Origin of the sequence: Xanthomonas sontii (assembly GCF_040529055.1) — a bacterium.
GTDB lineage: Bacteria > Pseudomonadota > Gammaproteobacteria > Xanthomonadales > Xanthomonadaceae > Xanthomonas_A > Xanthomonas_A sontii.
Map to the genome: position 1 here is coordinate 1725959 of NZ_CP132342.1, position 21790 is coordinate 1747748.

The following is a 21790-nucleotide window of genomic DNA, read 5'->3' on the forward strand; positions in this document are numbered from 1 at the left end:
GCAGATCGTTGCCGGCGCCGATGCGCGCGGGCCTGCGTGCGCCTCCCGAGGGGTTGCTGAGATGACCGACGCGCCCGTGCTGTCCGGTTCCTTGCTTGACGCATTGCCCGATGCCCGCGGTGGCGAAATCTTCACCGAACTGCTGCGGCGCTCCGGTTGCCGCGTCGAGCGCATCGTCTCGCACGGGCAGACCACGCCGCAGGAGTCGCCGTACCTGCAGGCGCACGACGAATGGGTGCTGGTGCTGCGTGGTCGCGCGCGGGTGGCGCTGTGCGAGCGCGAGGTCGCGCTGGCGCCGGGCGACCATCTGTTCATCCCGGCCGATACGCCGCATTGGGTGACCTTCACCGATCCCGGGCAGCCGACCGTGTGGCTGGCCCTCCATCTCGGCGAAGCCGACGTGGTGGCGTGAGCGCATGACCGGCCTGCGCGCTGCGGTGTCCCCATGGTGATGGCGACCCTGGTCTTGATGATGCTGCTGCTGCTGGCTGGCGCCCTGGCGTTGCTGGTGTCGCTACTGTGCGTGGCGCTCGTGGCGATGCCGATCGGGGCGCTGCTGGTGGCGCGCGATCCCTTCCTGCTGGTGCGCCTGGAGAGCCTGCGCCAGCGTCGCGGCAGCGGGCTGCGGCGGCGCCAGTCGCAGGTCGCCGGGCACACCTGGACCTATCTGGTGCGCGCCGCGGCCGATCCCGCCGCGCCGACCCTGCTGCTGGTGCATGGCTTCACCGGCAGCAAGGAGAACTGGCTGCCGCTGGCGCGCGCGCTGGGCACGCGCTATCACCTGGTGATCCCGGATCTGCCCGGCTGGGCCGAGAGCCAGCGCATCGCCGGGCAGGACTACGGCTTTGTGGCGCAGGCCGAGCGCGTGGCCGCGTTCGCCATGCAGTGCGCGCGCCGTGCGGGCAGCGAATGCGTGCTGCTCGGGCATTCGATGGGCGGCGGCATCGCGGCGCTGGCCGCGGCGCGCCATCCGGCGGTGTTCGACCGGGTCGGCCTGTTCAACGCCGCCGGCGTACGCTTCGCCGACAACGTGTTCGGCCAGGCGGTGCTGGACGGGCACAATCCGTTCGCGGTGCACGATGCCGCATCGCTGCAGCGCTACATCGACACCGTGTTCCTGCTCGAGCGCGCCAAGCCGCGCATCCCGCGCTGGGCGGTGCCGGCGGTGGTGGCCTGGCGTCGCCGCGAGGCCGATTTCGAGCAGCAGGTGCTGGCGCGCATCGGCCGCGGCGAGGAGGCGTTCCTGCCGTTCGAGGAGGCCGCGCGCATCCGCCAGCCGGCGCTGCTGCTGAATTGCGTGCAGGACGCGGTGATCGACGCCAGCGCGCTGGCGCTGTACGCGCAACGCCTGCCGCAGGCGATCCAGGTACTGCTGGACGGCAGCGGCCACATGTCCATCGTCGAGAAGCCCGCCGAGGTCGCGCAGGCCATCGACACCCTGATCCAACGAGGAACCCCACGATGAAACGCATCCTGCTCGGCGCGCTGTGCGCCGTCGCCCTGGCCGCTTGCGGCGATCACGAGGCCGAGCGCAAGGCGCAGGCCGCGGCCGAAGCGCAGGCCAAGGCGCAGGCCGCCGACGACCTGGCCAAGCAGTACGACGCCGCGGTGAAGTCGGGCAACTGGGACCTGGCCCGGATCCACGGCGCGGCGCTGCTGCAGCAGTACCCCGGCTCGGACGCGGCCGAACGCATCCAGCCCGGCTACGCAGAGGTCAAGGCCAAGGGCGAAGCGGCGCGCGAGCTGCGGCGCATGCAGGCGGCCTGGCAGTACTCGCAGGTGCCGGCCGGCAAGGGCGTGCAGCGCTCGGCGATGCTGTACAGCCGCGACAAGGTCGATGTGGACGGCAGCGGACCCAAGCCGGTGCAACTGGTGTTCCGCGACCATCCGGAATGGAAGCGCAGCGCCTACCTTGTGCTGCAGTCCGGCGATTTCCGCTGCGCCGGCGGCTGCAAGGTGGAACTGAAGGCCGACGACGCGCCGCCGCACGCTGCCGCGGCCTGGCGGCCCAAGACCGACGAGGCGATCGCCATGTTCATCAGCGACGACAAGGCGCTGTGGAAGCTGGCGCGCAAGACCACGGTGCTGCAGATCACCTTCCCGGTGAAGGCCGGCGGCACCCGCACCGCGGTGTTCGAGACCGGCGGCCTGGACGGCGCGCAGATGCCGGGCTGGGATTGAGCGCGATGCATGCCGCCATGCCACCGCCGGCCGAGGCGCTGTGCCAGGTGCGCCACTGGGTGTTCGACATGGACGGCACCCTGACCCGCGCCGTGCACGATTTCGCGCTGATCCGCCGCGAACTGCAGATCCCGCCGCAGGCCGACATCCTGCAGCACCTGGCGGCGCTGCCGGATGCGCAGCGCGCCAGCAAGCACGCCTGGCTGCTGGAGCACGAGCGCGTGCTGGCCCAGGAGGCCACCGCGGCCAACGGCGCGCCGGCGCTGCTGCGTACCCTGCATGCGGCCGATTGCCGGCTGGCGGTGCTCACCCGCAACGCGCGCGAGCTGGCGCAGCTGACCCTGGAAGAGATCGAGGTCGACGACCTGTTCGAGGACGTCACCATCCTCGGCCGCGACGAGGCGCCGCCCAAGCCGCATCCCGGCGGCCTGCTGCAGTTGGCCGAGCACTGGGGCGTGGCGCCGCAGGCACTGGCGATGGTCGGCGACCACGCCTACGACCTGCAGTGCGGGCGCCATGCCGGCGCCACCACCGTGCTGCTGCATCCGGACAATCCCTGGCCGGCGCTGGCCGACCTGCATTTCGCCGATTGCGCCGCGCTGCTGGCGTGGTGGCAGGACCGCGTCGGGCCGCAGTCGCACTGACAGCTGCGCGGCGGCTGACCGCCGCCGCGCGCCGCACCCTCCTTAGCGAGATCGGTGCAGGCGTGCCGGATGCGCACTCCCCTTCGCGCGCCCCGCCGTGCGCATCCGTGTGCACCAGTGTGGCAAGCGCAGCGATGGCGCAGGGTGTGCCACCGGCACATGTGCTCACACTGCGCCACGCCCGATGCAACCGTGTGGCACAAAGTGTCACGTTTCCGAGACGCCTTCGACAGCGCTGGTGGGCGTCTCCGCGACGACAACCGGCGTCGTGATCCGTACCTCAAGGGATGTTGCATCGCAGCGCCGCGATGGCATGGACGTTGCTCGTATACATCCACGCTTCAGGTTCCGTGGCACACGCCGATAGGTGAAGTGACGCGGCTCTTCAACGAGGGGAGTAGAACGATGCACAGTCATTCACGTCATACACAGGCTTGTACGCTGCTCGCGCTGGCCACTGCGCTGGCATTGGCGGGTTGCAAGAAGCAGGAAGAGGCTCCGGCGCCGGCCGCACCGGCCGCCGCACAGCAACCGCCGGCCGCTGCGCCGGCCGCGGTCGCCGATACCGACAGCGAGTTCGCCAGCAATGCCGCCAACCCCGACAACTGGGGCGGCATCGGCCGCGACTTCGGCCTGACCCGGCACAGCCCGCTGGCCGAGATCAACCGCGACAACGTCAAGAACCTGAAGATGTCGTGGGAGATGAAGACCGACGCCACCCGCGGCCATGAAGGCCAGCCGTTGGTGGTGGGCGGCACCATGTACATGGTCAGCGCCTATCCGAACAACGTGTTCGCGATCGACCTGTCGCAGGAAGACGCCGGCAAGGTGCTGTGGAAGTACACCCCGCAGCAGGACGAGCGCGCCGTCGCGGTGGCCTGCTGCGACACGGTCAACCGTGGCGCGTCCTACGCCGACGGCAAGGTGGTGTTCGGCAGCCTCAGCGGCGACGTGATCGCGCTCGATGCCAAGACCGGCAAGGAAGTGTGGAAGCAGAAGCTCGCCTATCCCGAGAAGGGCGAGACCATCACCATGGCCCCGATCATCGCCGACGGCAAGGTCGTGGCCGGCATCAGCGGCAACGAGTTCGGCGTGCGCGGGCGCGTCGCCGCGTACGCGCTGGCCGACGGCAAGCAGGCCTGGTCCTGCGAGGCCACCGGCACCGACAAGGACATCTGCCTCGGCCCGGACTTCAACAAGGCCAATCCGCAGCACGGCCAGCTCGGCGACCTCGGCCAGAAGACCTATCCCGACGAAGGCTGGAAGCGCGGCGGCGGCGCGGCGTGGGGCTGGTACAGCTACGACCCGAAACTCAAGCTGGTCTACTACGGCACCGGCAATCCCGGCCTGTGGAGCCCGTCGTACCGCTGCGGCAAGACCACGCAGAAGGAATGCGACACCGGCGAGTACGACAACAAGTGGTCGATGACGCTGTTCGCGCGCAAGATCGACACCGGCGAGGCGGTGTGGGGCTACCAGAAGACCCCGTTCGACCAGTGGGACTACGACGGCATCAACGAGCCGATCCTGGTCGACCTGACCATCGACGGCAAGCAGGTGCCCTCGGTGGTGCAGTTCGACCGCAACGGCTTTGCCTACGTGCTCGACCGCCGCGACGGCACGCTGCTGCGCGCCAACAAGTTCGTCCCGGCCAACTGGGCCGAGCGCATCGACATGAAGACCGGGCGTCCGGTCAAGGTCGCGGCGCATTCGCCGCTGGAACGCGGCCGCAAGGTCGAGGCGTTCCCGTCGGCGATGGGCGGCAAGGACCAGCAGCCGTGCTCGGTGGATCCGGCCAATTCGGCGGTGTTCTTCTGCGGCACCAACAACTGGCACATGGAGCTCGACCCGCAGGAGCGCGGCAACACCATGATGGGCCTGCCGTACGTGTTCGCCAACGTGCTGATGAAGCCGAACGAGCCGGGTGCGCTGGGCATTGTCAAGGCGTTCGACGTGGTCGAAGGCAAGTCCAAGTGGGAGATCAAGGAGAAGTTCCCGGTGTGGAGCGGCACCCTGGTCACCGACGGCGGGCTGGTGTTCTACGGCACGCTGGACGGCTGGTTCCGCGCGGTGGACAAGGACACCGGCAAGAAGCTGTGGGAGACCAAGCTGCCCTCGGGCATCATCGGCAACCCGATCGCCTACAAGGCCAACGGCCACCAGTACGTGGCGGTGTTCTCGGGCATCGGTGGCTGGATCGGCCTGCCGGTCGCCGCCGGCCTGGATCCGGGCGATCCGTACGGTGCGCTGGGTGCGGCCGGCCTGGCCTTCAGCAACGGCTTCGACAAGATCCCGTTGGGCGGCATGGTCCACACCTTCCGCATCGACGGCGCCGGCAAGACCGTCACCCCGACCCCCAACGCGACCGCCACGACGGCCGGCGGCGGTGGCAGCGCGGCGGTCGCCGCCAAGTCGGTGCGATGAGCCGGCGGCGCCGCGTCCAGGGTGCGAGCGGGTGCCGCATGGCACCCGCCTCGCGGCGCCTGCCTGCGGGCGCGCGCGCCGTGTTGCTGTTGTGCAGCCTCGGACTCGTCGCCGCAGGCTGTACGCGCGAGCCGTCGTCCGCGACGGCTCGCGCTCCTGCTGCCCCGCCCGCCGTTGCGGCACCGGCATCCGCCGCGCCCGCCACGACGCTGCCGGCCGATGCGCCGGTGCTGCGGGTCTGTGCCGATCCCGGCAACATGCCGTTGTCCAATCGCGCAGGCGACGGCTTCCAGAACAAGATCGCCCAGGTGGTGGCCGCGGAGATGGGCCGGCGCCTGGAGTACGAGTGGCGCAGCTACTACCAGCGCGGCCTGGCGCGCAGCACGATCAACGCCGGGCGCTGCGACGTGCTGATGGACATGAACAGCGATTTCGAAATGGGCCTGCCCACGCGCCCGCTGTATCGCTCCACCTATGTGCTGGTCACCCGCAAGGGCCTGGACCTGCGTCCTGCCTCGCTGGACGATCCGGCGCTGAAAAAGCTCAAGGTCGGCGTTTTCCAGAGCTCGCCGGCGCGGCAGGCGCTGTTCGACCATGGCGTGCAGGGTGAAGTGCAGTACCTGTTCTACGATTCGGCCAGCGCGCCGCAGGAGCATCCCGGCAAGCTCGCCGAGCAGGTCGCCGCCGGCAAGCTCGATGCCGCCGAATCCTGGGGGCCGGTGGCCGGTTACTACGCCGCGCGCGGCGGTCTGGGCGTGGTGCCGTTGAACGTCATCGACAACGAGGTGCTGGAGTATTCGATGGCGTGGGCGGTGTCGCGCAAGAACGCGGCACTGCGCGATGCGCTGAACGCGGCGATGCAGCGCAGCGCCGGCAAGATCGGCGCGATCCTGCGCGAGTATCACGTGCCGCTGGTGGACTGCGCCGATTGCATCGTCGCCGGCGATCTGCGCTCGCACGGCTCCTACGCGGTGCCCGACGACCAGGACGATACGCCGAGCGCGCAGGCCTCGTCGGACATGCTGGCGCAATTGCAGTTGCGCATCGCCGGCGGTGCCGATCCGAACGAGGAACTGGCGCATGCGCTGGACGCCGGCGATGGCGTGCGCGTGGCCTGGCTGCTGCGGCATGGCGCCAGCGCCGACAAGCCCAACCTGCTCGGCGAGCCGCCGCTGCAGCAGGCGATCCGCAACCAGGCGCCGCTGCTGGTCGGTGAGCTGCTGGCCGCCGGTGCCAAGGTCGAAAACCGCGACAGCAATGGCTGGACGCCGTTGATGAAGGCGGCCTGGTCCAACGACGGCAAGAGCGCCGCGCAATTGCTGGCGCATGGCGCCAAGGTCGAGGCGGTGTCCGCCGACGGCTGGACGCCGCTGGACCTGGCCATCTCCTACGCCGACGCCGACCTGGTACAGGCATTGCTCACCGCGGGTGCCAGCGTGCGCCGTGCCAACCCGGCCGGCTTCACCCCGGTGATGTTCGCGGTGGCGCGCAACGACCCGAAGATCCTCGATCTGCTGCTCAAGCGCGGTGCCGAAGCCGACCGTGCCAACCGCGCCGGCGTCACGCCGTTGATGCTGGCTGCCGCTGCCGGCCGCGAGGACAGTGCCCGGCGCCTGCTCGCCGCCGGCGCCAGCGCCGATGCGCGCGACGCCGACGGCAAGACCCCGGCGGCGCTGGCCCAGCAACGCGGCAATGCCGAACTCGCCCACCTGCTGACGGAGGCCCAGCACCGACGCACGCAATGACCGCTTTCCGCCGTTCCGTACACGCCGCTCGCGCGGCCTGCTCCTCCCATCGTGCACTCCGCAAAGGTTCTGCTCCCATGCGCTCTGCTTCCGTCCGTCGTCGTGCCGTCTCCGTGCTGTTGCCCGCGTCCCTGTTCGCCTCGCTCCTGTTGCTGGCCGCCTGCGGCAAGCAGGAGACGCCCGCCGCGCCAGCGGCCACACCCGAGCCGGCTGCGGCGCCGGCGCCTGCACCGGCCTCTGCGCCGGCGGCGACCGCGCCCGCCGCCGCTCCTGCCGCCGCTCCTGCCGCCGCACCGGCCCCCGCTGCGGCGGTGACGCCGATTCCGAAGGGACCGCCGGTCAAGGTCACCCCGGAGCTGGTCGCCGAAGGCAAGGCGCTGTTCAACTCCGCCGGCTGCACCGCCTGCCACGGCGGCACCGGTGGTGGCGGCATGTGTCCGCCGCTGACCAACGACATCTGGGTGTACGGCAGCGACGACGACACCTTGCGTACGCTGATCACCGAAGGCACCGCCGGCATGACCGCGCACGGCAAGACCCGGATCGGCCACGAGAAGGTGGTCGGGCAGATGCCGCCGTTCGGTCCGGTGCTCAAGCCGGGCGATACCGAGAAGCTGCTGGCCTTCATCCATTCCATCAACAAGACCGCGGGCGCCACGCAATGAGGAAAGCGTTGCGCGTGTCCGCCATCGTCGCGCTGTCGCTGTTCGCTGCTGCGTGCCAGCGCACCGCCGCGCCGACGGCGGGGGCCGATGCGGCGGCGGCCGCGCCAGCGCCTGCGGCCGCGACCGCGGCGCTGGCCTACGTGCCGAACCAGCGCAGCGGCACCATCTCGGTGATCGACACCGGCAGCGACCAGGTGGTGCGCACGCTGTCGGCGCAGGGGCAGCTCGGCAAGCGCCTGCAGCAGGTGGTGCCGGGGTCGCCCGGGCATCTGTACGTCATCGACGCGCAGGGCCATCGCCTGCTGGACCTGGATACCGTGCAGGACCGGGTGCTGCGCAGCGTCGACATCGGCGAGAACGCCGAAGGCGTCGCCGCATCGCCGGACGGCCGCCAGCTGGCGGTGTGCGTGGAGGGGCAGAACCAGGTGATGCTGATCGACCCGGCCAGCTTCACCATCGACGCGCACATCGCCACTCGCGGGCAGGCGCCGGAACACTGCGTCTACACGCCGGATGGCGCGCTGCTGCTGACCAGCAACGAAGGCTCCAACGACCTCGACGTGATCGACCTGAAGGCCGGCGCGTCCACCGGCGTCATCGCCACCAGCGGGCATCCGCGCGGCATGGCGTTCGCGCCGGACGGCAAGACGGCGTACGTGGCGCAGGAAGCGGCCAACGTGGTCGACGTGATCGACCTGGCGGCGCGCACGCGCGTGGCCAGCATTCCGGCCGGGCAGCGTACCGCCGGCATCGCCATCGCCCGCGACGGCAGCCGCGTGTACGCGTCCAATGGCGCCGGCACGGTCAGCGTGATCGATCCGGCCGCGCGCCGTGCGTTGGCGGAGATCCCGGTGGGGCAGCGGCCCTGGAACCCGGCGCTGAGCCCGGACGGCAAAAAGTTGTACGTGGCCAATGGCCGTTCCGACAGCGTCAGTGTCATCGACACGGCGGCGATGAAGGAGATCAAGCAGATCGCGGTGGGCGAGATGCCATGGGGTGTGATCGTGGCGCAGTGAGGTGAGGCGAGCGGCGCTCTCGGGCGCCGCGACGGGAGGCGGGGAGAGCCGGAATGAAGACGCGAGCCGCGGTCGCCTGGGCGGCGAACCAGCCGCTGGCCATCGAGGAAGTGGATCTGCAGCCGCCCAAGGCCGGCGAGGTGCTGGTGCGCATGGTCGCCAGCGGCATCTGCCACGGCGACGACATCGCCCTGTCCGGTGCCGATACCGCATTCCCGGTGATCCTGGGCCAGGAAGGCGCCGGCGTGGTCGAGGAAGTCGGTGTCGGCGTCACCAGCGTGCGCCCGGGCGATCACGTGATCCCGCTGTACATGCCCGAATGCGGCGTGTGCAAGTACTGCCGTTCCAACCGCACCAACCTGTGCCAGGCGATCCGCAGCAGCCAGGACCGCGGGCTGATGCCCGATGGCAGCAGTCGCTTCTCGCTGCACGGGCGCCCGCTGCTGCACTACATGGGCACCAGCACCTTCGCCGAATACACCGTGTTGCCGGAGATCGCGGTGGCCAGGATCCATCCGGCCGCGCCGCTGGACAAGGCCTGCCTGCTCGGCTGCACGGTCACCACCGGCATCGGCGCGGTGCTCAACACTGCGCGGGTGCGTCCGGGCGAGAGCGTGGCCGTGTTCGGGCTGGGCGGCATCGGCCTGTCGGTGGTGCAGGGCGCGGTGATGGCGCAGGCCGAACGCATCATCGTGGTCGACATCAACCGCGACAAGTTCCCGCTGGCGCGCGCGCTGGGCGCCACCGATTGCCTGGACCCGAAGGATTTCGGCGCGCCGGTGCAGCAGGTCATCGTCGACCTCACCGACGGCGGCGCCGACCACAGTTTCGCCTGCGTCGGCGACGTGCGCGCGATGCGCGCGGCGCTGGAGTGCTGCCACAAGGGCTGGGGCGAAAGCATCATCCTCGGCGTGGCACCGAGCGCGCAGGAGATCAGCACGCGGCCGCTGCAACTGGTCACCGGCCGCGCCTGGCGCGGCAGCGCCTTCGGCGGGGTCAAGGGCCGCAGCGAACTGCCAGCCTATGCCGAGCGCTACCTGGCCGGGGAGATCCGCATCGACGAACTGATCAGCGAAACCCTGCCGCTGGACCACATCAACCGCGGCTTCGAGGCGATGCGCGCCGGCCGCGGCATCAAATCGATCGTTCTCTACTGAACCTCAAGGAACCGGCATGCCCCATACCCCAGGACGCAGCACCCCGTCGGCGAGTCTGCTCGCCCTGGCCGTCGCCACTGCCATCGGCGTGCTCGCCGCACCGGCGCGCGCGCAGACCACGGTCAACGCCGACGATGCGCAGATCACCGCGCTGGACCGGGTCGAGGTCACCGCCACACCGATTCCCGGCACGCTCATCGATGCCGACCTGCTGCCGTACACGGTGCAGACCGCCAATGCCGACGACATCGCGCGCAGCCAGGCCGGCAACCTCACCGACTTCCTGCTGCGCGAGATGAACGGCGTGGACACCAACGAGGTGCAGGGCAGTCCGTTCCAGACCGATCTGACCTTCCGCGGCTTCCGCGCCTCGGCGCTGCCCGGCGCCTCGCAGGGCGTGTCGGTGTACCTGGACGGCGTGCGCATGAACGAGCCGTTCGCCGACATCGTCAGCTGGGACATGATGCCGGAAGCAGCGATCCGCAGCGTCGCGCTGATGCCGGGCTCCAACCCGCTGTTCGGTCCCAACACGCTCGGTGGCGCGCTGGCCTTCACCACCCAGTCCGGCCTGACCGCGCCGGGCCTGCGCGCCGACCTGTCGGTGGGCAGCGGCGCACGCAAGCGCCTGGATGCGTCCTACGGCTACGCCGGCCGCGACGGCCTGCATGCCTTCGTCGCGGTCACCGGCTTCGACGAGAACGGCTGGCGCGACGCCTCCGCCGGCCGCCTGGGCACCGTGTTCGGCAAGTTCGGCCGGCAGGGCGAGCGCACCGACTGGGACGTGTCGCTGCTGCACGGGCGCAGCCGCCTGGTCGGCAATGGCCTGCTGCCGAGCTACCGCTACACCGACGAGGGCACCGAGCCGGGGCTGTACGAAGCCGACCGCGCTGCGGTCTACACCTCGCCGGACCTGACCCGCAACCGCAACACGCTGCTCACCGGACAGTTCGACCATCGCTTCGACGAGCGCACCGCATTGCACCTGCTCGCCTACTACCGCCAGGGGCGGCGCGACACCGTCAACGGCGACATCAACGACGACTACGAGGAATTCGTCGACGATTGCGCCGACGGCTACGCCGCCGACGGCACGCCGCTGGACGCCGGCTGCACGGTGTCGCGCGCCGATGCCGACGCGCTGCACAGCGGCGTGCTCAACACCACGCAGATGCGCCAGCACGCCGAGGGCGTGGCACTGAACCTCAGCCACCAGGCCGGCGCGCACGCGCTGAGCATCGGCGCCACCTACGACCGCAACCGCGTGCGCTACCGGCAGTACGAGCAGGAGGCGTTCGTGCAGGACGATCGCTCGGTGGTCGCCGATCCGGACGAGGATCGGGAGTTCTTCTCCGGCGTCGACGGGCGCAGCAGCACCCTGGGCCTGTTCGCCGCCGATACCTGGGAGCTGAGCGAGGCCACCCACCTCAATGCCGCGCTGCGCTGGAACCGCGTCGCCGTCGCCAACACCCTGTCCACCGCCGACGACGGCGTGCTGCCGCGCGAGCGCTTCGTGTTCGCCAAGGCCAATCCCTCGCTGGGCATCACCCAGCGCCTAGGCGACGGCTTCACCGCGTTCGCCTCGGCCTCGCAGAACAGCCGCGCGCCGACCGCGATCGAACTCGGCTGCGCCGACCCGGAACAGCCGTGCCGGTTGCCGACCGGGCTGCAGGCCGACCCGCGCCTGGAGCAGATCGTCTCGCGCACCTACGAGCTCGGCCTGCGCTGGAACCCGACGCCGGCGCAGACGCTGAACGCCTCGCTGTACCGCGCCGACAACCGCGACGACATCCTGTTCCTGCGCGCACCCAATTCCCAGCAGGGCTATTTCGACAACGTCGACCGCACCCGCTATCAGGGCGCCGACCTCAGCTACCGCGGCAGCCACGGCGCGCTGCGCTGGTTCGCCGGCTACAGCTATCTGGACGCCACTTACCGCAGCGCCGGCGAACTGCTCTCCGGCGAGCGCACTGTGACCTTGCGGCCGGGCACGCGCATCGCTGGCCTGCCGCGCAACACGCTGAAGCTGGGCGTGGACTGGCAGGCGCTGGCGCAGCTGACGCTGGGGGCCGACTTGCGCGCGGTGTCGCGGCGCGTGGCCAGCGGCAACGAGGACGGCCTGGTCGAGGACCCCGAGGAAGGCGAGGCGCCAGCGCGCCACGACCTGTCCACCGGCGGCTATGCCTTGCTCGACCTGCACGGCACCTGGGAGCTCGCCGAAGGCCTGTCGTTGTACCTGCGGGTCAACAACGTGTTCGACCGCCGCTACGAGACGTATGCGGCGATCGCCGAGGATCTGTTCCCGGGCGGCGTCCTGGCGCGCCCGCAGGACGCTGCGGTCGAAGACGGCCCCTCGCGCTTCGTCGCCCCCGGCGCCCCGCGGCAGTACCAGGTCGGTTTGCGCTGGCGTTTCTAGCGGGCGGTTTGCGGTTCGTGTGGTGGCACCGCTCGGCGCGTGCCATCCGCCGTGTCCAACACGGCTGCACGCCAGTCGGCGCGGGCGACTGGCGCGGCTGACGCCGCTCCTGCCTGGGTCCGCGCTTGGTCACCGGCGCATGGCTTCCTGCAGGAGCGGTGTCAGCCGCGACCTCGGACGGAACCTATCCGGCGTCGAACGCAGTCGGGACTGAAGTCCCTTCCACAGTGTGCGATCTCAGCGGCCCGCAAGCTGTTGTCGTAAAAACGGATGTCGTGGGAGCTGCTTCAGCCGCGACACCGAAGCCCGGCATCCTCCAGCGGCCTCAACGGTTGGGACGCCAATACCCCACAGCACTCACGCCGCTACCGAATGGCAGGCCGCGACAGGCGAGGCTTCATTCGCGACGCGCAGCAACTCCATTGAATCGCGATGCCGCCGCCACTCAAGCCGTCGCCAACCCGTGCTTGCGCAGCTTGCGATACAAGGTGTTGCGGCTGATGCCCAGCGCATCGGCGGTGCGGCTGACGTTCCAGCGGTGACGCTCGAGCTGCTGCTGCAGCACGCTGCGCTCGGCACTGTCCAGGGCGACGCGGCCGGGCATGCCGTCGCCGGCATGCGCATCGTCGCCGAGCAGGCATGGGCCGCTGTCGGCATCGACGATTTCCTGCGGCAGGTTGGGGATGCGGATGACGCCATCGGCGCACAGCACCGCCGCGGTACGCAGCACGTTGCGCAGCTGCCGCAGGTTGCCGGGCCAGGCATAGCTGAGCAGCTTGTGCAGGGCGTCCTCGCTGATGCGCACCGTCTGCTCGCCGCTCTCCTCGCGCAGCAGGGTGCGGATCAGTTCGGCCTTGTCGCTGCGCTCGCGCAGCGGCGGCAGGTGCAGCACCACGCCGTTGAGGCGGTAGTACAGGTCCTCGCGGAAGCCGCCGCTGCCGACCATCTGCGCCAGGTCGCGGTGGCTGGCGCTGATCACGTGCAGTTCCAGCGGCACCGCGCGGTCGCTGCCCAGCGGGGTCACGCTCTGTTCCTCCAGCACCCGCAGCAGGCGCGTCTGCAGCGGCAGCGGCATGTCGCCGATCTCGTCCAGGAACAGGGTGCCGCCGCTGGCCTGCAACAGCTTGCCGTGGCGTCCTTCGCGCGCGGCATCGGTGAAGGCGCCGCGCGCATAGCCGAACAGCTCGCTCTCGATCAGCGCTTCCGGGATCGCCGCACAGTTCACCGCCACGAACGGGCGGTCGGCCCAGGGCGAGCTGCGGTGCACCGCCTTGGCGAACTCTTCCTTGCCGGTGCCGGTGGCGCCGCATAGCAGGATCGACACGCGGTGCTTGGCCAGCTTCAGCGCATTGTCCAGGTTGTGCAGCATGCGCGGATCGGAACCGACATGATCGTTGGCGCGCGCGGCCTGGCCGTCCCCGCCCGCGGCGCGCGTTCGTCCGGCAGCGCTGCGCGCACGCGGCGGCTGCGCCAGGGCGAAGAAGCGGCGGCCGTGGCAGGCGCAGCGGATCGACCACAACGTGCTGGCGTCTTTGCGCGCGCGCTGCTCCAGCGTGTCGAAATCCAGCTGCATCACCTGGGCGATGTCGCGCCCGACCAGTGGCGAACGGTCGGGCTTGCCGAGCTGTTCCAGCGTGGCCTCGTTGACCGCGAGCACGCGGCCGTCGCCGCCGACCGCGATCAGCGCCTCGTGCAGCAGCCCGGCGAACTCGGGGCGGCTGTGGAAGCGCAGGATCCACGCATGCCGGTACTGTTCCAGGAAGTATGCGCGGGCGATCTGCGCCGCCGACATGCGCACCAGCGCGCCGGTATGGCATTGCACCAGCTTGGTGTCGCGCGGGTCGGGCGTGGAGGCGTCCAGCACCGCCAGCAGATGGCCTTGCGGGTCCAGGATCGGCGCGCCGCTGCAGGACAACGGCAGGTGCCGCTCCAGGTAGTGTTCGCCGCGGTGCACGCTCAGCGCACTGCCCTCCACCGCACAGGTGCCGATGCCGTTGGTGCCCTGGTAGCGTTCGGCCCAACTGGCGCCACAGAACAGCCCGGTCTCGCGGAACGCACGCAGCAGCGCCGGATCCTGCACGCTGTGCAGGACCGTGGCCTCGGTGTCGGCGAACACCACCGCGTAGCTGCCGCCGGCGATCTGTTCGTAGAGATTTTCCATCTCCACCTTGGCGATGCGCAGCAGCGCCTCCAGCCGCTGCTGGCGCTCGCGCAGCTCGCCGTCGTCATGGACCATCGGCGAGGGGTGGGTGTCCGGGGCCAGGCCGTACTCGTCGAGGCAGCGCCGCCACGAGCGTGCCAGCGCCGGCGGCAAGGACTCGATCTGGCGGAAATGGCGCATGCGCGCCAGCGGCGCGCAGTCGGCCTCGGTGGCGGATGGTGCGACGACCTTGGCTTGCGCGAGGCTGGCGACAGTCGACTCGGACATGGGCGCGCTCTCGTCCCCCCCAGGGGCCCTTGCGCAAGTGACGCACAAACCAGGCCTGGGCTCAACCCGCAGTGCAGCAAAGCGATGGCGTTGCCCGCCGTCGATCCCCCGGTCGCGCTGGGAGCCTCGCTCCATCATGACTGTCGGTGGGTGTGCAGGACGCGCCGCGCCCCGGCAGCGCCCTGTCGTAGTGCATCCGCATCCACCGTCGCGCGGGGGGAACGGCGACGGGGCGAATCGAGTGCCGCATCGCCTGCTACGCAGACGGCGCGATGCGCGCTGCCGCATGCGCCCGGCCGAAGTCGGGTTATGCCAGTGCCGGGCCGTTGCGGCTCGGTGCGTCCCGCTCGCGCGCCAATTCCTGCTGTTGCGCGAGTTGCCGTTCGCGGTCGATCGCCTGGTTCGCGGCCTGCAGTCGCTGGTCGGACTGCTCCACCGGAGTGGCGAGCGCCACTTGCACATCCACGCTGGCGCGCTTTTGCGCCGGGTCGCGCTGTTCACCTTCGACCACCACCAGATGGCCCTTCTCGGTGAGCGCCACGCGATCGGCCCGTTCCAGTGCGTTCGACGCCAGCGGCGCGTTGCCGGGGCCGCCATTGTCCCGGCAAGCGGCCAGCGCAGCACGGCTCAGGCGTTCGCTGGCCGCATCGTACGGTTTGCCCAGATCCTGGTCGATCCTTCTGACGCCCTCGCGGATCTGCTCGAGCAGCGCATGATTCCGGTGGCTGGCGTCGTTCGGGCCGGGCGCCGACGCCGGAGCGCGATCCGGCGCAGGCGTTTGCGGTTGCTGCTGCTCGCTGCGTTCGCGCAACTGCGCCGGGGTCGGTACGTGCAGCAGCGTTTCGCTCTTGCCGTCCTTGCGCAGTTGAAGATCCACGCTCTGATCGGCATTGCCGACGCGCTTGACCTCGTCGCGCTGCACCGCGCTCCACTTGCCGCCGACGAAGGCGGTACCGTGACCGTTCCCATCGAAGACGACCACATCGTTGTCCGCGCCGAACAGGCTCGACGACTGCGCGACCGTCTTACCGTTCCGGCCTTTGAGGTTGTAGCCGAACGCACTGTCCTGGTCGAGGGCGCCGATCAGTTTTGGCGACTGGCCGTTCTGCAGGAACAGGGTCTTGGTCGCGTTGTACTGATGCAGCGCATCCGCGTGGGCGGTATCGCCCTTCAGGTCGACGGGGCTGCGCAATGGGTCGGCGGAGACCGCCGCAAAAGCGTCATGCAGGGGATTCCCGGGCTGCGCCGCACGGAGCTTGTTGAACACCTCGGTACCTGCGAGCGCGTGGTGGACGCCGCTCTCGATGTAGTCGGGCACCACCTCGCCTTTCTTGTTGGTCTTGTTCGGCAGCAGCGCGTCGACCTTGTTCACCACGTCCTCGACGCTGCCGAGGCTGCCGTCGTTGATGTCCTTGAGGATCTTCGGATACTGACTCTTGCCGGCCTGGTTCTCCAGCTTCATCAGCACGGTGGCGTACTTGGCCTGGTCGTCCAGGCTCGCGTTCTTGTACAACTCCGTCTGGCGCAATTGGTGCAGCGCGCCGCCAGGGTCCTTCTTGCCGTCGCCTTCGCGCATCAGATGGTCGATCTGCGTGCGGTCGCGATCGTGTACGAATTGCACGCCTGCATCGGAGGCCAGGAAGCTATTGAGGTTCTTGAGCACGGTTGCATCGGGTGCGCGGCCGTTGTCCGCGCGGATGGCATCGCCATTGCGCTGCAGATCGGAGATCGTCTGTGTTCTTTGGTTTTCCGACAGCGCCAGGCTCGGAGTCTGCCGGGCGGCCCATGTCTGGTAGGCATCCACCAGCGTCGGGACGACGTCCGGATGTGCGCCCAGGTCGGTCTGCAGCGTGCCGATGCTGAAGCCGCTGTTGGCCACCGGCTTGAGCGTGTTGCCCTCGACCGATCCGGCGAACGACAGGTGATAGGCCACATTCTTGGAGCCCAGGCTGCCTTCCGAGACCACGCCGATGGCGAAGTAACCCAAGGTCTTGAGTTGCGCGTCGGTGAGTTGCGGCCTTGCCGCGGTGGGGGCGGTGTTTGGATCGGACATGTCGCTGTTCCCCGATGGTGTGTCGTCCCTGTAGACGCTTGCGTTCGCGTTAGCCTCTGCCTTCTCCGCAGAGCTTGAGGTTGGTGCGTGCGGCGCGGATCACGCGGAGGTAATCGTCGACGAGGGCGGGCGTCATGCCATCGCTGATGGCGTCGTCGCTGCGCTTGGCGTCGTCCTGGTAGGGCGCCAGCGTCTGCCGGCATCCGGCATCGTCGCCGAGTTTATGCTGGGTCAGCGCGTAGTCGTTGCGGATGGCGCCGGCGTCGCTGAAGCTGAGGGCCGCCACGCAGTCGCGATAGAGCGGCGCGAGCGCCGCTTCGGCACCCGCATAGTCCTTGCGATCGTAGGATGCCTGGAAGGCCTTGCGCGTTTGCTGCATGACTTCAGGCGTGCAGGTCGCAGCCTGTTTCAGATAGTCGCCTGCGAAGCTGCCGTTGCCGCCGCAGTACTCCCGGCACGCGCTCTCGGCGCCGGCCGTGGCGGACACCGCCACGCCGTCTGCCTTGGGTGCGAACTGCAGCGTGCAGGTGCCGTCGTCGACCGCGGCCTGGGTCCCGTGCAGCGTGCCGCTGAAGCTGCAACCGGCATCGACATTCTGCGTTTCGAGGGTGAAGCGCGCATCGGGCTGCACGGTCAGCTGGCCCCAGCCGGGCTGGGTGGCATAGTGGCCGGGGGGCACTTGCGCGGCCGCCGCATCGTGCGTCGCAGCAGGCGCCGTCAGGCCGTTCGCGGCAGGCGCGGGGGCGGTCGGGGGCACGGAGGGCGTCGCGCTCGCGGGTGCCTGGGCGGCGTTGCCACAGGCGCACAGGGTCGCCGCGCAGCACAGGGAGAGCAGCAGTCCACGCGGGATCGGTGCGGCGGCCAGGATCCTGGCGGTCCAGCGAGGCGCGGTGTCCATCCGATCATTCCATCGACGCGGGCGGCCGAGTCTAGCCCCGCCCGGATCGGCGCCGCAAGCCTGGATGCCGCCTCGTAATCGGTCGTGGAACGGCGGCCCGCCGGGCAAGCGTCCGGCAAGCGCGATGGCCAGGTGTCGACGCTGCCGTTCCGCCGGTAGTGCCCCAGCCTTACAACGCGTAACCGAACTGCTGCTTGAACTGGTCGTTGAATTCGTCGAAGTCGAAGCGCTGGTTCTGCGTGCCCGGGTGCTCGACCTTCAGGGCGCCCATCAGGTTGCCCATGCGGCCGATGGTCAGCCAGTCGCAGCCGCGCTGGATGCCGAAGATCAGGCCGGCGCGGAAGGCGTCGCCGCAGCCGGTGGGGTCGACCACGCGGCGCTCGTGCGCCGGCGGGATGTCGTAGGTCTTCTCGGGGGTGTGGACCAGGGCGCCCTTGGGGCCCTGGGTGGTGATGTAGGCCTGCACGCGCGAGACGATGTCCTTCTCGTTCCAGCCGGTGCGCTCCTGCAGCAGGTTGGACTCGTAGTCGTTGACCACCACGTAGTCGGCCTGCTCGATGAACTGGCGCAGCTCCGGGCCGTTGAACAGCGGCATGGCCTGGCCGGGGTCGAAGATGAACGGCACGCCGCCGGCGCTGAACTCCTCGGCGTTCTGGATCATGCCCTCGCGCCCGTCCGGGCCGACCAGGCCCAGGGTCACGCCCGGCACGTCCTTCACGTGGTTCTCGTAGCTGCGCATCATCGCGCCCGGATGGAACGCGGTGATCTGGTTGTTGTCGTGGTCGGTGGTGATGAACGCCTGCGGGGTGAACAGCTCCTCGATCACCTTGACCCGCGACAGGTCGATGCCCAGCGCCTGGAAATGCTCGCGGTACGGGCCGAAGTCCTGGCCCACGGTGCCCATCGGGATCGGGTGGCCGCCCAGCAGGTGCAGGTTGTAGGCGATGTTGCCGGCGCAGCCGCCGAACTCGCGGCGCATCCGCGGCACCAGGAACGACACGTTCAGGATGTGCACCTTGTCCGGCAGGATGTGGTTCTTGAACTGGTCCGGGAACACCATGATGGTGTCGTAAGCGAGAGAACCACAGATCAGTGCAGACATCGGGCAGGCCTTGGCGGAGGAATGAGCCCGCATTCAGGCGGGCGAGGGGCGGGGTCGCCGCGGCGCAAAGGGTAACGGCTGCGGCCCGGCAGGGCCAGAACCACGATCCATCGCGGTCCCGCCGATACCACGCAACGCGTGGTTTTAGCGAGAATTTTCCTTGCCCGCACCCAGGCGGGTTGCTAGGCTAGCGGACTTCGTTTTCTGCCCATTTTTTCGCCATTCTGGCGACGGCGCGCGCCCCAGGACCCAATCCCCCGATGTTCAAGAAACTCCGCGGCATGTTCTCCAACGACCTGTCCATCGATCTGGGCACGGCCAACACCCTCATCTACGTGCGTGGCCAGGGCATCGTGCTGAACGAACCGTCGGTGGTCGCGGTGCGCCAGGACCGGGCGATCGGCGGCACCCGCTCGGTGGCCGCGGTCGGCGCCGAGGCCAAGCAGATGCTCGGCCGTACGCCGGGCCACATCACCACCATCCGCCCGATGAAGGACGGCGTCATCGCCGACTTCACCTACACCGAGGCGATGCTGAAGCATTTCATCAAGAAGGTGCACAAGTCGCGCTTCCTGCGCCCCAGCCCGCGCGTGCTGGTGTGCGTGCCGGCCGGCTCCACCCAGGTCGAGCGCCGCGCGATCAAGGAATCGGCCGAGGAGGCCGGCGCCCGCGACGTGTACCTGATCGAGGAACCGATGGCCGCGGCGATCGGCGCCGGCATGCCGGTCACCGAGGCGCGCGGCTCGATGGTCATCGACATCGGCGGCGGCACCACCGAGGTCGCGGTCATTTCGCTGAACGGCATCGTCTATTCGCAGTCGGTGCGCATCGGCGGCGACCGCTTCGACGAGTCGATCACCAATTATGTGCGCCGCAACCACGGCATGCTGATCGGCGAGGCCACGGCCGAGCGGATCAAGCTGGAAATCGGCTGCGCCTACCCGCAGGCGGTGGTGCAGGAGATGGAGATCTCCGGCCGCAACCTCGCCGAGGGCGTGCCGAAGATGATCAAGATCAACTCCAACGAAGTGCTGGAAGCGCTGCACGAGCCGCTGTCGGGCATCGTCTCGGCGGTCAAGCTGGCGCTGGAGCAGACCCCGCCGGAACTGTGCGCCGACGTCGCCGAGCGCGGCATCGTGCTGACCGGCGGCGGCGCGCTGCTGCGCGACCTGGACCGGCTGATCTCCGAGGAAACCGGCCTGCACGTGCAGGTTGCCGACGATCCGCTGACCTGCGTGGCCCGCGGCGGCGGCCGTGCGCTGGAACTGGTGGACATGCACGGCAACGAGTTCTTCGCGCCGGAGTGATGGTGAGGCTGGGAATCGGGAATGGGGAATGGGCAATCGAATGCCCCATCCGCACCGATGCCCCAGTACCCGCGTTCACCGCCATATCCGCGCCCCGGCCCGATCGCGCCGGGAGCGCGCCGTTGCTTTCCGATTCCCCACTCCCGATTCCCCATTCCCGGCTTTAGCCCGTGCCTCCTTACGCCGGTCCTCCCGTCACCGCCCGCCCCGGCGAATCCGCCAGCACGCCGCGCCTGCTGGCCTACCTGGCGTTGGCGCTGGTGCTGATCGTGCTCGACGCGCAGGCCGACTGGCTGGCCCGCCTGCGCAGCCAGGCCACGGTGCTGGTGCAGCCGATCTGGGCGCTGGCCGGCCTGCCCGGGCGGCTGGGGTCGCAGGTGCAGGAGAACGCGGCCAGCCACGCGCAGCTGGTCAAGGAAAACCGCGCGTTGCGCAACGAACTGCTGATCGCCAAGGCGCGCCTGACCCGGCTGCAGACCGCGGCGCTGGACAACGCGCAGCTGCGCGAACTGCTGGGCGTGGCCGAGCGCCGCGGCCTGGACGTGCAACTGGCGCCGATCCTGGACATCGACCTGGACCCGACCCGGCAGCGCCTGGTGCTCGATGCCGGCAGCCGCGACGGCGTGCACGTCGGCCAGGCGGTGATCGACGCCGGCGGCCTGATGGGCCAGGTGATCGCGGTGACCCCGCTGCACTCCACCGTGCTGCTGCTGACCGACCCCGACCACGCGGTGCCGGTGACGGTGGCGCGCAACGGAGTGCGCCTGATCGTCTACGGCCGCGGCGGCAGCCTGGAACTGCGCGACATCCCGCTCAGCGCCGGCGTCGAGGTGGGCGACGAGATCGTCACCTCCGGGCTGGGCGGCCGCTTCCCGGCCGGCTTCCCGGTCGGCACCATCTCCGCCCTGCGCCCGGACGACACCCACGCCTTCCTAGTCGGCGAACTGAAGCCGGCGGCGAAGCTGGACCGCGGGCGGGATGTGTTGTTGCTGAAGAGCCGGGAGTGGGGAATCGGGAATCGGGAATTGGCGAAGCCGGCGTCCGCGGCAGCGGAAGGCGCCTCGCCCGTGGCTGGAGCAGCGCAAGGCGGTGACACCAAGCCAGCGCAGGGCGCGGCTCCGGCCGCAGCCGGAGCTGCGGTCACTGCGTCGCCGAGCGCGCACCCGTCCGGCAACGCGACCACCCCGCCGCCGACCAAGCCGGCACGCGCGACATCCGATTCCCGATTCCCGAATCCCGATTCCCGCCCGGCTCCAAAGGAGACGGGCCAATGAGCCGCCTGCGCAGCAAAGGCTGGGTGCTCCCGGTCAGCGTGATCGTGGCGCTGTTGCTGGGATTGATGCCGTTGCCGCTGGTGGTGCAGCCGCTGCGGCCGTACTGGCTGGCGCTGGTGGTGGCGTACTGGGTGATCGAGACGCCGGACAAGGTCGGGCTGGGCTTCGCCTTCGCGGTCGGGGTGCTGGCCGATCTGCTGTACGGCGGGGTGCTGGGCGAGCAGGCGCTGCGCCTGGTGATCCTGAGCTTCATCCTGCAGCGCTTCCGCGCGCGCATCCGCTTCTTCCCGATGTCGCAGCAGGCGCTGGCGATCGGCGGCCTGCTGGTCAACGACCGCATCGTCGCCGCGGCGGTGCACCTGGCCGTCGGCGAGCCGACGCTGCCGTGGAACTACTGGTGGGCGCCGCTGCTGGGCATGGCGCTGTGGCCGCCGCTGTTCGTGCTGCTGGACGCGCTGCGGCTGGGCCGGCGGAGCAAGTAGC

At 69.8% G+C, this 21790-nt stretch carries 17 protein-coding genes; 13 read left to right on the forward strand and 4 right to left on the reverse strand.

What is annotated here, in order from left to right; genetic code table 11:
- Positions 1-61 precede the first annotated feature (61 nt).
- The 10 genes from RAB70_RS07325 (at position 62) to RAB70_RS07370 (ending at position 12245) form a co-directional block, all read left to right on the forward strand.
- Positions 62-412 (forward strand): cupin domain-containing protein, encoded by a 351-nt coding sequence (locus RAB70_RS07325; protein ID WP_148830304.1) that lies wholly within the window; start codon positions 62-64, stop codon positions 410-412.
- 33 nt (positions 413-445) lie between these two features.
- On the forward strand, positions 446-1465 hold the full coding sequence (locus tag RAB70_RS07330) for an alpha/beta fold hydrolase (protein WP_043094688.1): 1020 nt from the start codon (positions 446-448) through the stop codon (positions 1463-1465).
- A complete protein-coding gene (locus tag RAB70_RS07335; protein ID WP_017910020.1) occupies positions 1462-2181 on the forward strand; it encodes a hypothetical protein in 720 nt (239 codons plus the stop codon). The genes RAB70_RS07330 and RAB70_RS07335 overlap by 4 nt, the downstream gene beginning before the upstream one ends.
- A 5-nt stretch (positions 2182-2186) precedes the next feature.
- Positions 2187-2825 carry an HAD family hydrolase gene (locus RAB70_RS07340; RefSeq protein ID WP_017914832.1) on the forward strand — a complete coding sequence of 213 codons (639 nt, stop codon included), beginning with the start codon at positions 2187-2189 and terminating at the stop codon, positions 2823-2825.
- Positions 2826-3230: 405 nt separating this feature from the next.
- Positions 3231-5249, forward strand: a complete 2019-nt coding sequence (locus RAB70_RS07345) for a methanol/ethanol family PQQ-dependent dehydrogenase (RefSeq protein WP_148830306.1) — start codon at positions 3231-3233, stop codon at positions 5247-5249.
- Positions 5250-5287: 38 nt separating this feature from the next.
- The gene (locus RAB70_RS07350) at positions 5288-6994 is read left to right on the forward strand and encodes a quinoprotein dehydrogenase-associated putative ABC transporter substrate-binding protein (protein WP_225851675.1); all 1707 of its coding nucleotides are present in this window, start codon (positions 5288-5290) and stop codon (positions 6992-6994) included.
- Positions 6995-7071: 77 nt separating this feature from the next.
- Positions 7072-7659, forward strand: coding sequence for a c-type cytochrome (locus RAB70_RS07355; protein ID WP_148829364.1), 588 nt, complete (start codon positions 7072-7074; stop codon positions 7657-7659).
- Positions 7656-8675, forward strand: a complete 1020-nt coding sequence (locus tag RAB70_RS07360) for a beta-propeller fold lactonase family protein (RefSeq protein ID WP_148829363.1) — start codon at positions 7656-7658, stop codon at positions 8673-8675. Before RAB70_RS07355 ends, RAB70_RS07360 begins: the two co-directional genes overlap by 4 nt.
- A gap of 53 nt (positions 8676-8728) precedes the next feature.
- On the forward strand, positions 8729-9832 hold the full coding sequence (locus RAB70_RS07365) for an S-(hydroxymethyl)glutathione dehydrogenase/class III alcohol dehydrogenase (protein ID WP_148829362.1): 1104 nt from the start codon (positions 8729-8731) through the stop codon (positions 9830-9832).
- Positions 9833-9848: 16 nt separating this feature from the next.
- Positions 9849-12245 carry a TonB-dependent receptor gene (locus tag RAB70_RS07370; RefSeq protein ID WP_148829361.1) on the forward strand — a complete coding sequence of 799 codons (2397 nt, stop codon included), beginning with the start codon at positions 9849-9851 and terminating at the stop codon, positions 12243-12245.
- Between the two features lie 445 nt (positions 12246-12690).
- On the opposite strand, the gene RAB70_RS07375 is transcribed toward RAB70_RS07370, so the two are convergent.
- The 4 genes from RAB70_RS07375 to RAB70_RS07390 form a co-directional block, all read right to left on the reverse strand.
- Positions 12691-14673 (reverse strand): sigma-54-dependent Fis family transcriptional regulator, encoded by a 1983-nt coding sequence (locus RAB70_RS07375; RefSeq protein WP_170268083.1) that lies wholly within the window; start codon positions 14671-14673, stop codon positions 12691-12693.
- Positions 14674-14980: 307 nt separating this feature from the next.
- A complete protein-coding gene (locus tag RAB70_RS07380; RefSeq protein WP_148829360.1) occupies positions 14981-16726 on the reverse strand; it encodes an XVIPCD domain-containing protein in 1746 nt (581 codons plus the stop codon).
- Positions 16727-16775: 49 nt separating this feature from the next.
- On the reverse strand, positions 16776-17288 hold the full coding sequence (locus RAB70_RS07385) for a hypothetical protein (RefSeq protein ID WP_148829366.1): 513 nt from the start codon (positions 17286-17288) through the stop codon (positions 16776-16778).
- Positions 17289-17793: 505 nt separating this feature from the next.
- Positions 17794-18726, reverse strand: coding sequence for a carbohydrate kinase family protein (locus tag RAB70_RS07390; RefSeq protein ID WP_017911561.1), 933 nt, complete (start codon positions 18724-18726; stop codon positions 17794-17796).
- 260 nt (positions 18727-18986) lie between these two features.
- On the opposite strand from RAB70_RS07390, the gene RAB70_RS07395 reads away from it, so the two are divergent.
- The 3 genes from RAB70_RS07395 (at position 18987) to mreD (ending at position 21789) form a co-directional block, all read left to right on the forward strand.
- Positions 18987-20033 carry a rod shape-determining protein gene (locus RAB70_RS07395; RefSeq protein ID WP_010343692.1) on the forward strand — a complete coding sequence of 349 codons (1047 nt, stop codon included), beginning with the start codon at positions 18987-18989 and terminating at the stop codon, positions 20031-20033.
- Positions 20034-20203: 170 nt separating this feature from the next.
- Positions 20204-21307: a rod shape-determining protein MreC gene (gene mreC, locus RAB70_RS07400; protein WP_148829359.1), complete on the forward strand. Its 1104-nt coding sequence runs from the start codon at positions 20204-20206 to the stop codon at positions 21305-21307.
- Positions 21304-21789: a rod shape-determining protein MreD gene (gene mreD, locus RAB70_RS07405; RefSeq protein WP_010343694.1), complete on the forward strand. Its 486-nt coding sequence runs from the start codon at positions 21304-21306 to the stop codon at positions 21787-21789. Before mreC ends, mreD begins: the two co-directional genes overlap by 4 nt.
- Position 21790 lies beyond the last annotated feature (1 nt).

What these genes read in the sequence shown, in the direction of transcription:
- RAB70_RS07325 (WP_148830304.1), top strand. Translation starts at nt 62, where the DNA reads ATGACCGACGCGCCCGTGCTGTCCGGTTCCTTGCTTGACGCATTGCCC.
- RAB70_RS07330 (WP_043094688.1), top strand. Translation starts at nt 446, where the DNA reads ATGGTGATGGCGACCCTGGTCTTGATGATGCTGCTGCTGCTGGCTGGC.
- RAB70_RS07335 (WP_017910020.1), top strand. Translation starts at nt 1,462, where the DNA reads ATGAAACGCATCCTGCTCGGCGCGCTGTGCGCCGTCGCCCTGGCCGCT.
- RAB70_RS07340 (WP_017914832.1), top strand. Translation starts at nt 2,187, where the DNA reads ATGCATGCCGCCATGCCACCGCCGGCCGAGGCGCTGTGCCAGGTGCGC.
- RAB70_RS07345 (WP_148830306.1), top strand. Translation starts at nt 3,231, where the DNA reads ATGCACAGTCATTCACGTCATACACAGGCTTGTACGCTGCTCGCGCTG.
- RAB70_RS07350 (WP_225851675.1), top strand. Translation starts at nt 5,288, where the DNA reads ATGGCACCCGCCTCGCGGCGCCTGCCTGCGGGCGCGCGCGCCGTGTTG.
- RAB70_RS07355 (WP_148829364.1), top strand. Translation starts at nt 7,072, where the DNA reads ATGCGCTCTGCTTCCGTCCGTCGTCGTGCCGTCTCCGTGCTGTTGCCC.
- RAB70_RS07360 (WP_148829363.1), top strand. Translation starts at nt 7,656, where the DNA reads ATGAGGAAAGCGTTGCGCGTGTCCGCCATCGTCGCGCTGTCGCTGTTC.
- RAB70_RS07365 (WP_148829362.1), top strand. Translation starts at nt 8,729, where the DNA reads ATGAAGACGCGAGCCGCGGTCGCCTGGGCGGCGAACCAGCCGCTGGCC.
- RAB70_RS07370 (WP_148829361.1), top strand. Translation starts at nt 9,849, where the DNA reads ATGCCCCATACCCCAGGACGCAGCACCCCGTCGGCGAGTCTGCTCGCC.
- RAB70_RS07375 (WP_170268083.1), bottom strand. Translation starts at nt 14,673, where the DNA reads ATGTCCGAGTCGACTGTCGCCAGCCTCGCGCAAGCCAAGGTCGTCGCA.
- RAB70_RS07380 (WP_148829360.1), bottom strand. Translation starts at nt 16,726, where the DNA reads ATGTCCGATCCAAACACCGCCCCCACCGCGGCAAGGCCGCAACTCACC.
- RAB70_RS07390 (WP_017911561.1), bottom strand. Translation starts at nt 18,726, where the DNA reads ATGTCTGCACTGATCTGTGGTTCTCTCGCTTACGACACCATCATGGTG.
- RAB70_RS07395 (WP_010343692.1), top strand. Translation starts at nt 18,987, where the DNA reads ATGTTCAAGAAACTCCGCGGCATGTTCTCCAACGACCTGTCCATCGAT.
- mreD (WP_010343694.1), top strand. Translation starts at nt 21,304, where the DNA reads ATGAGCCGCCTGCGCAGCAAAGGCTGGGTGCTCCCGGTCAGCGTGATC.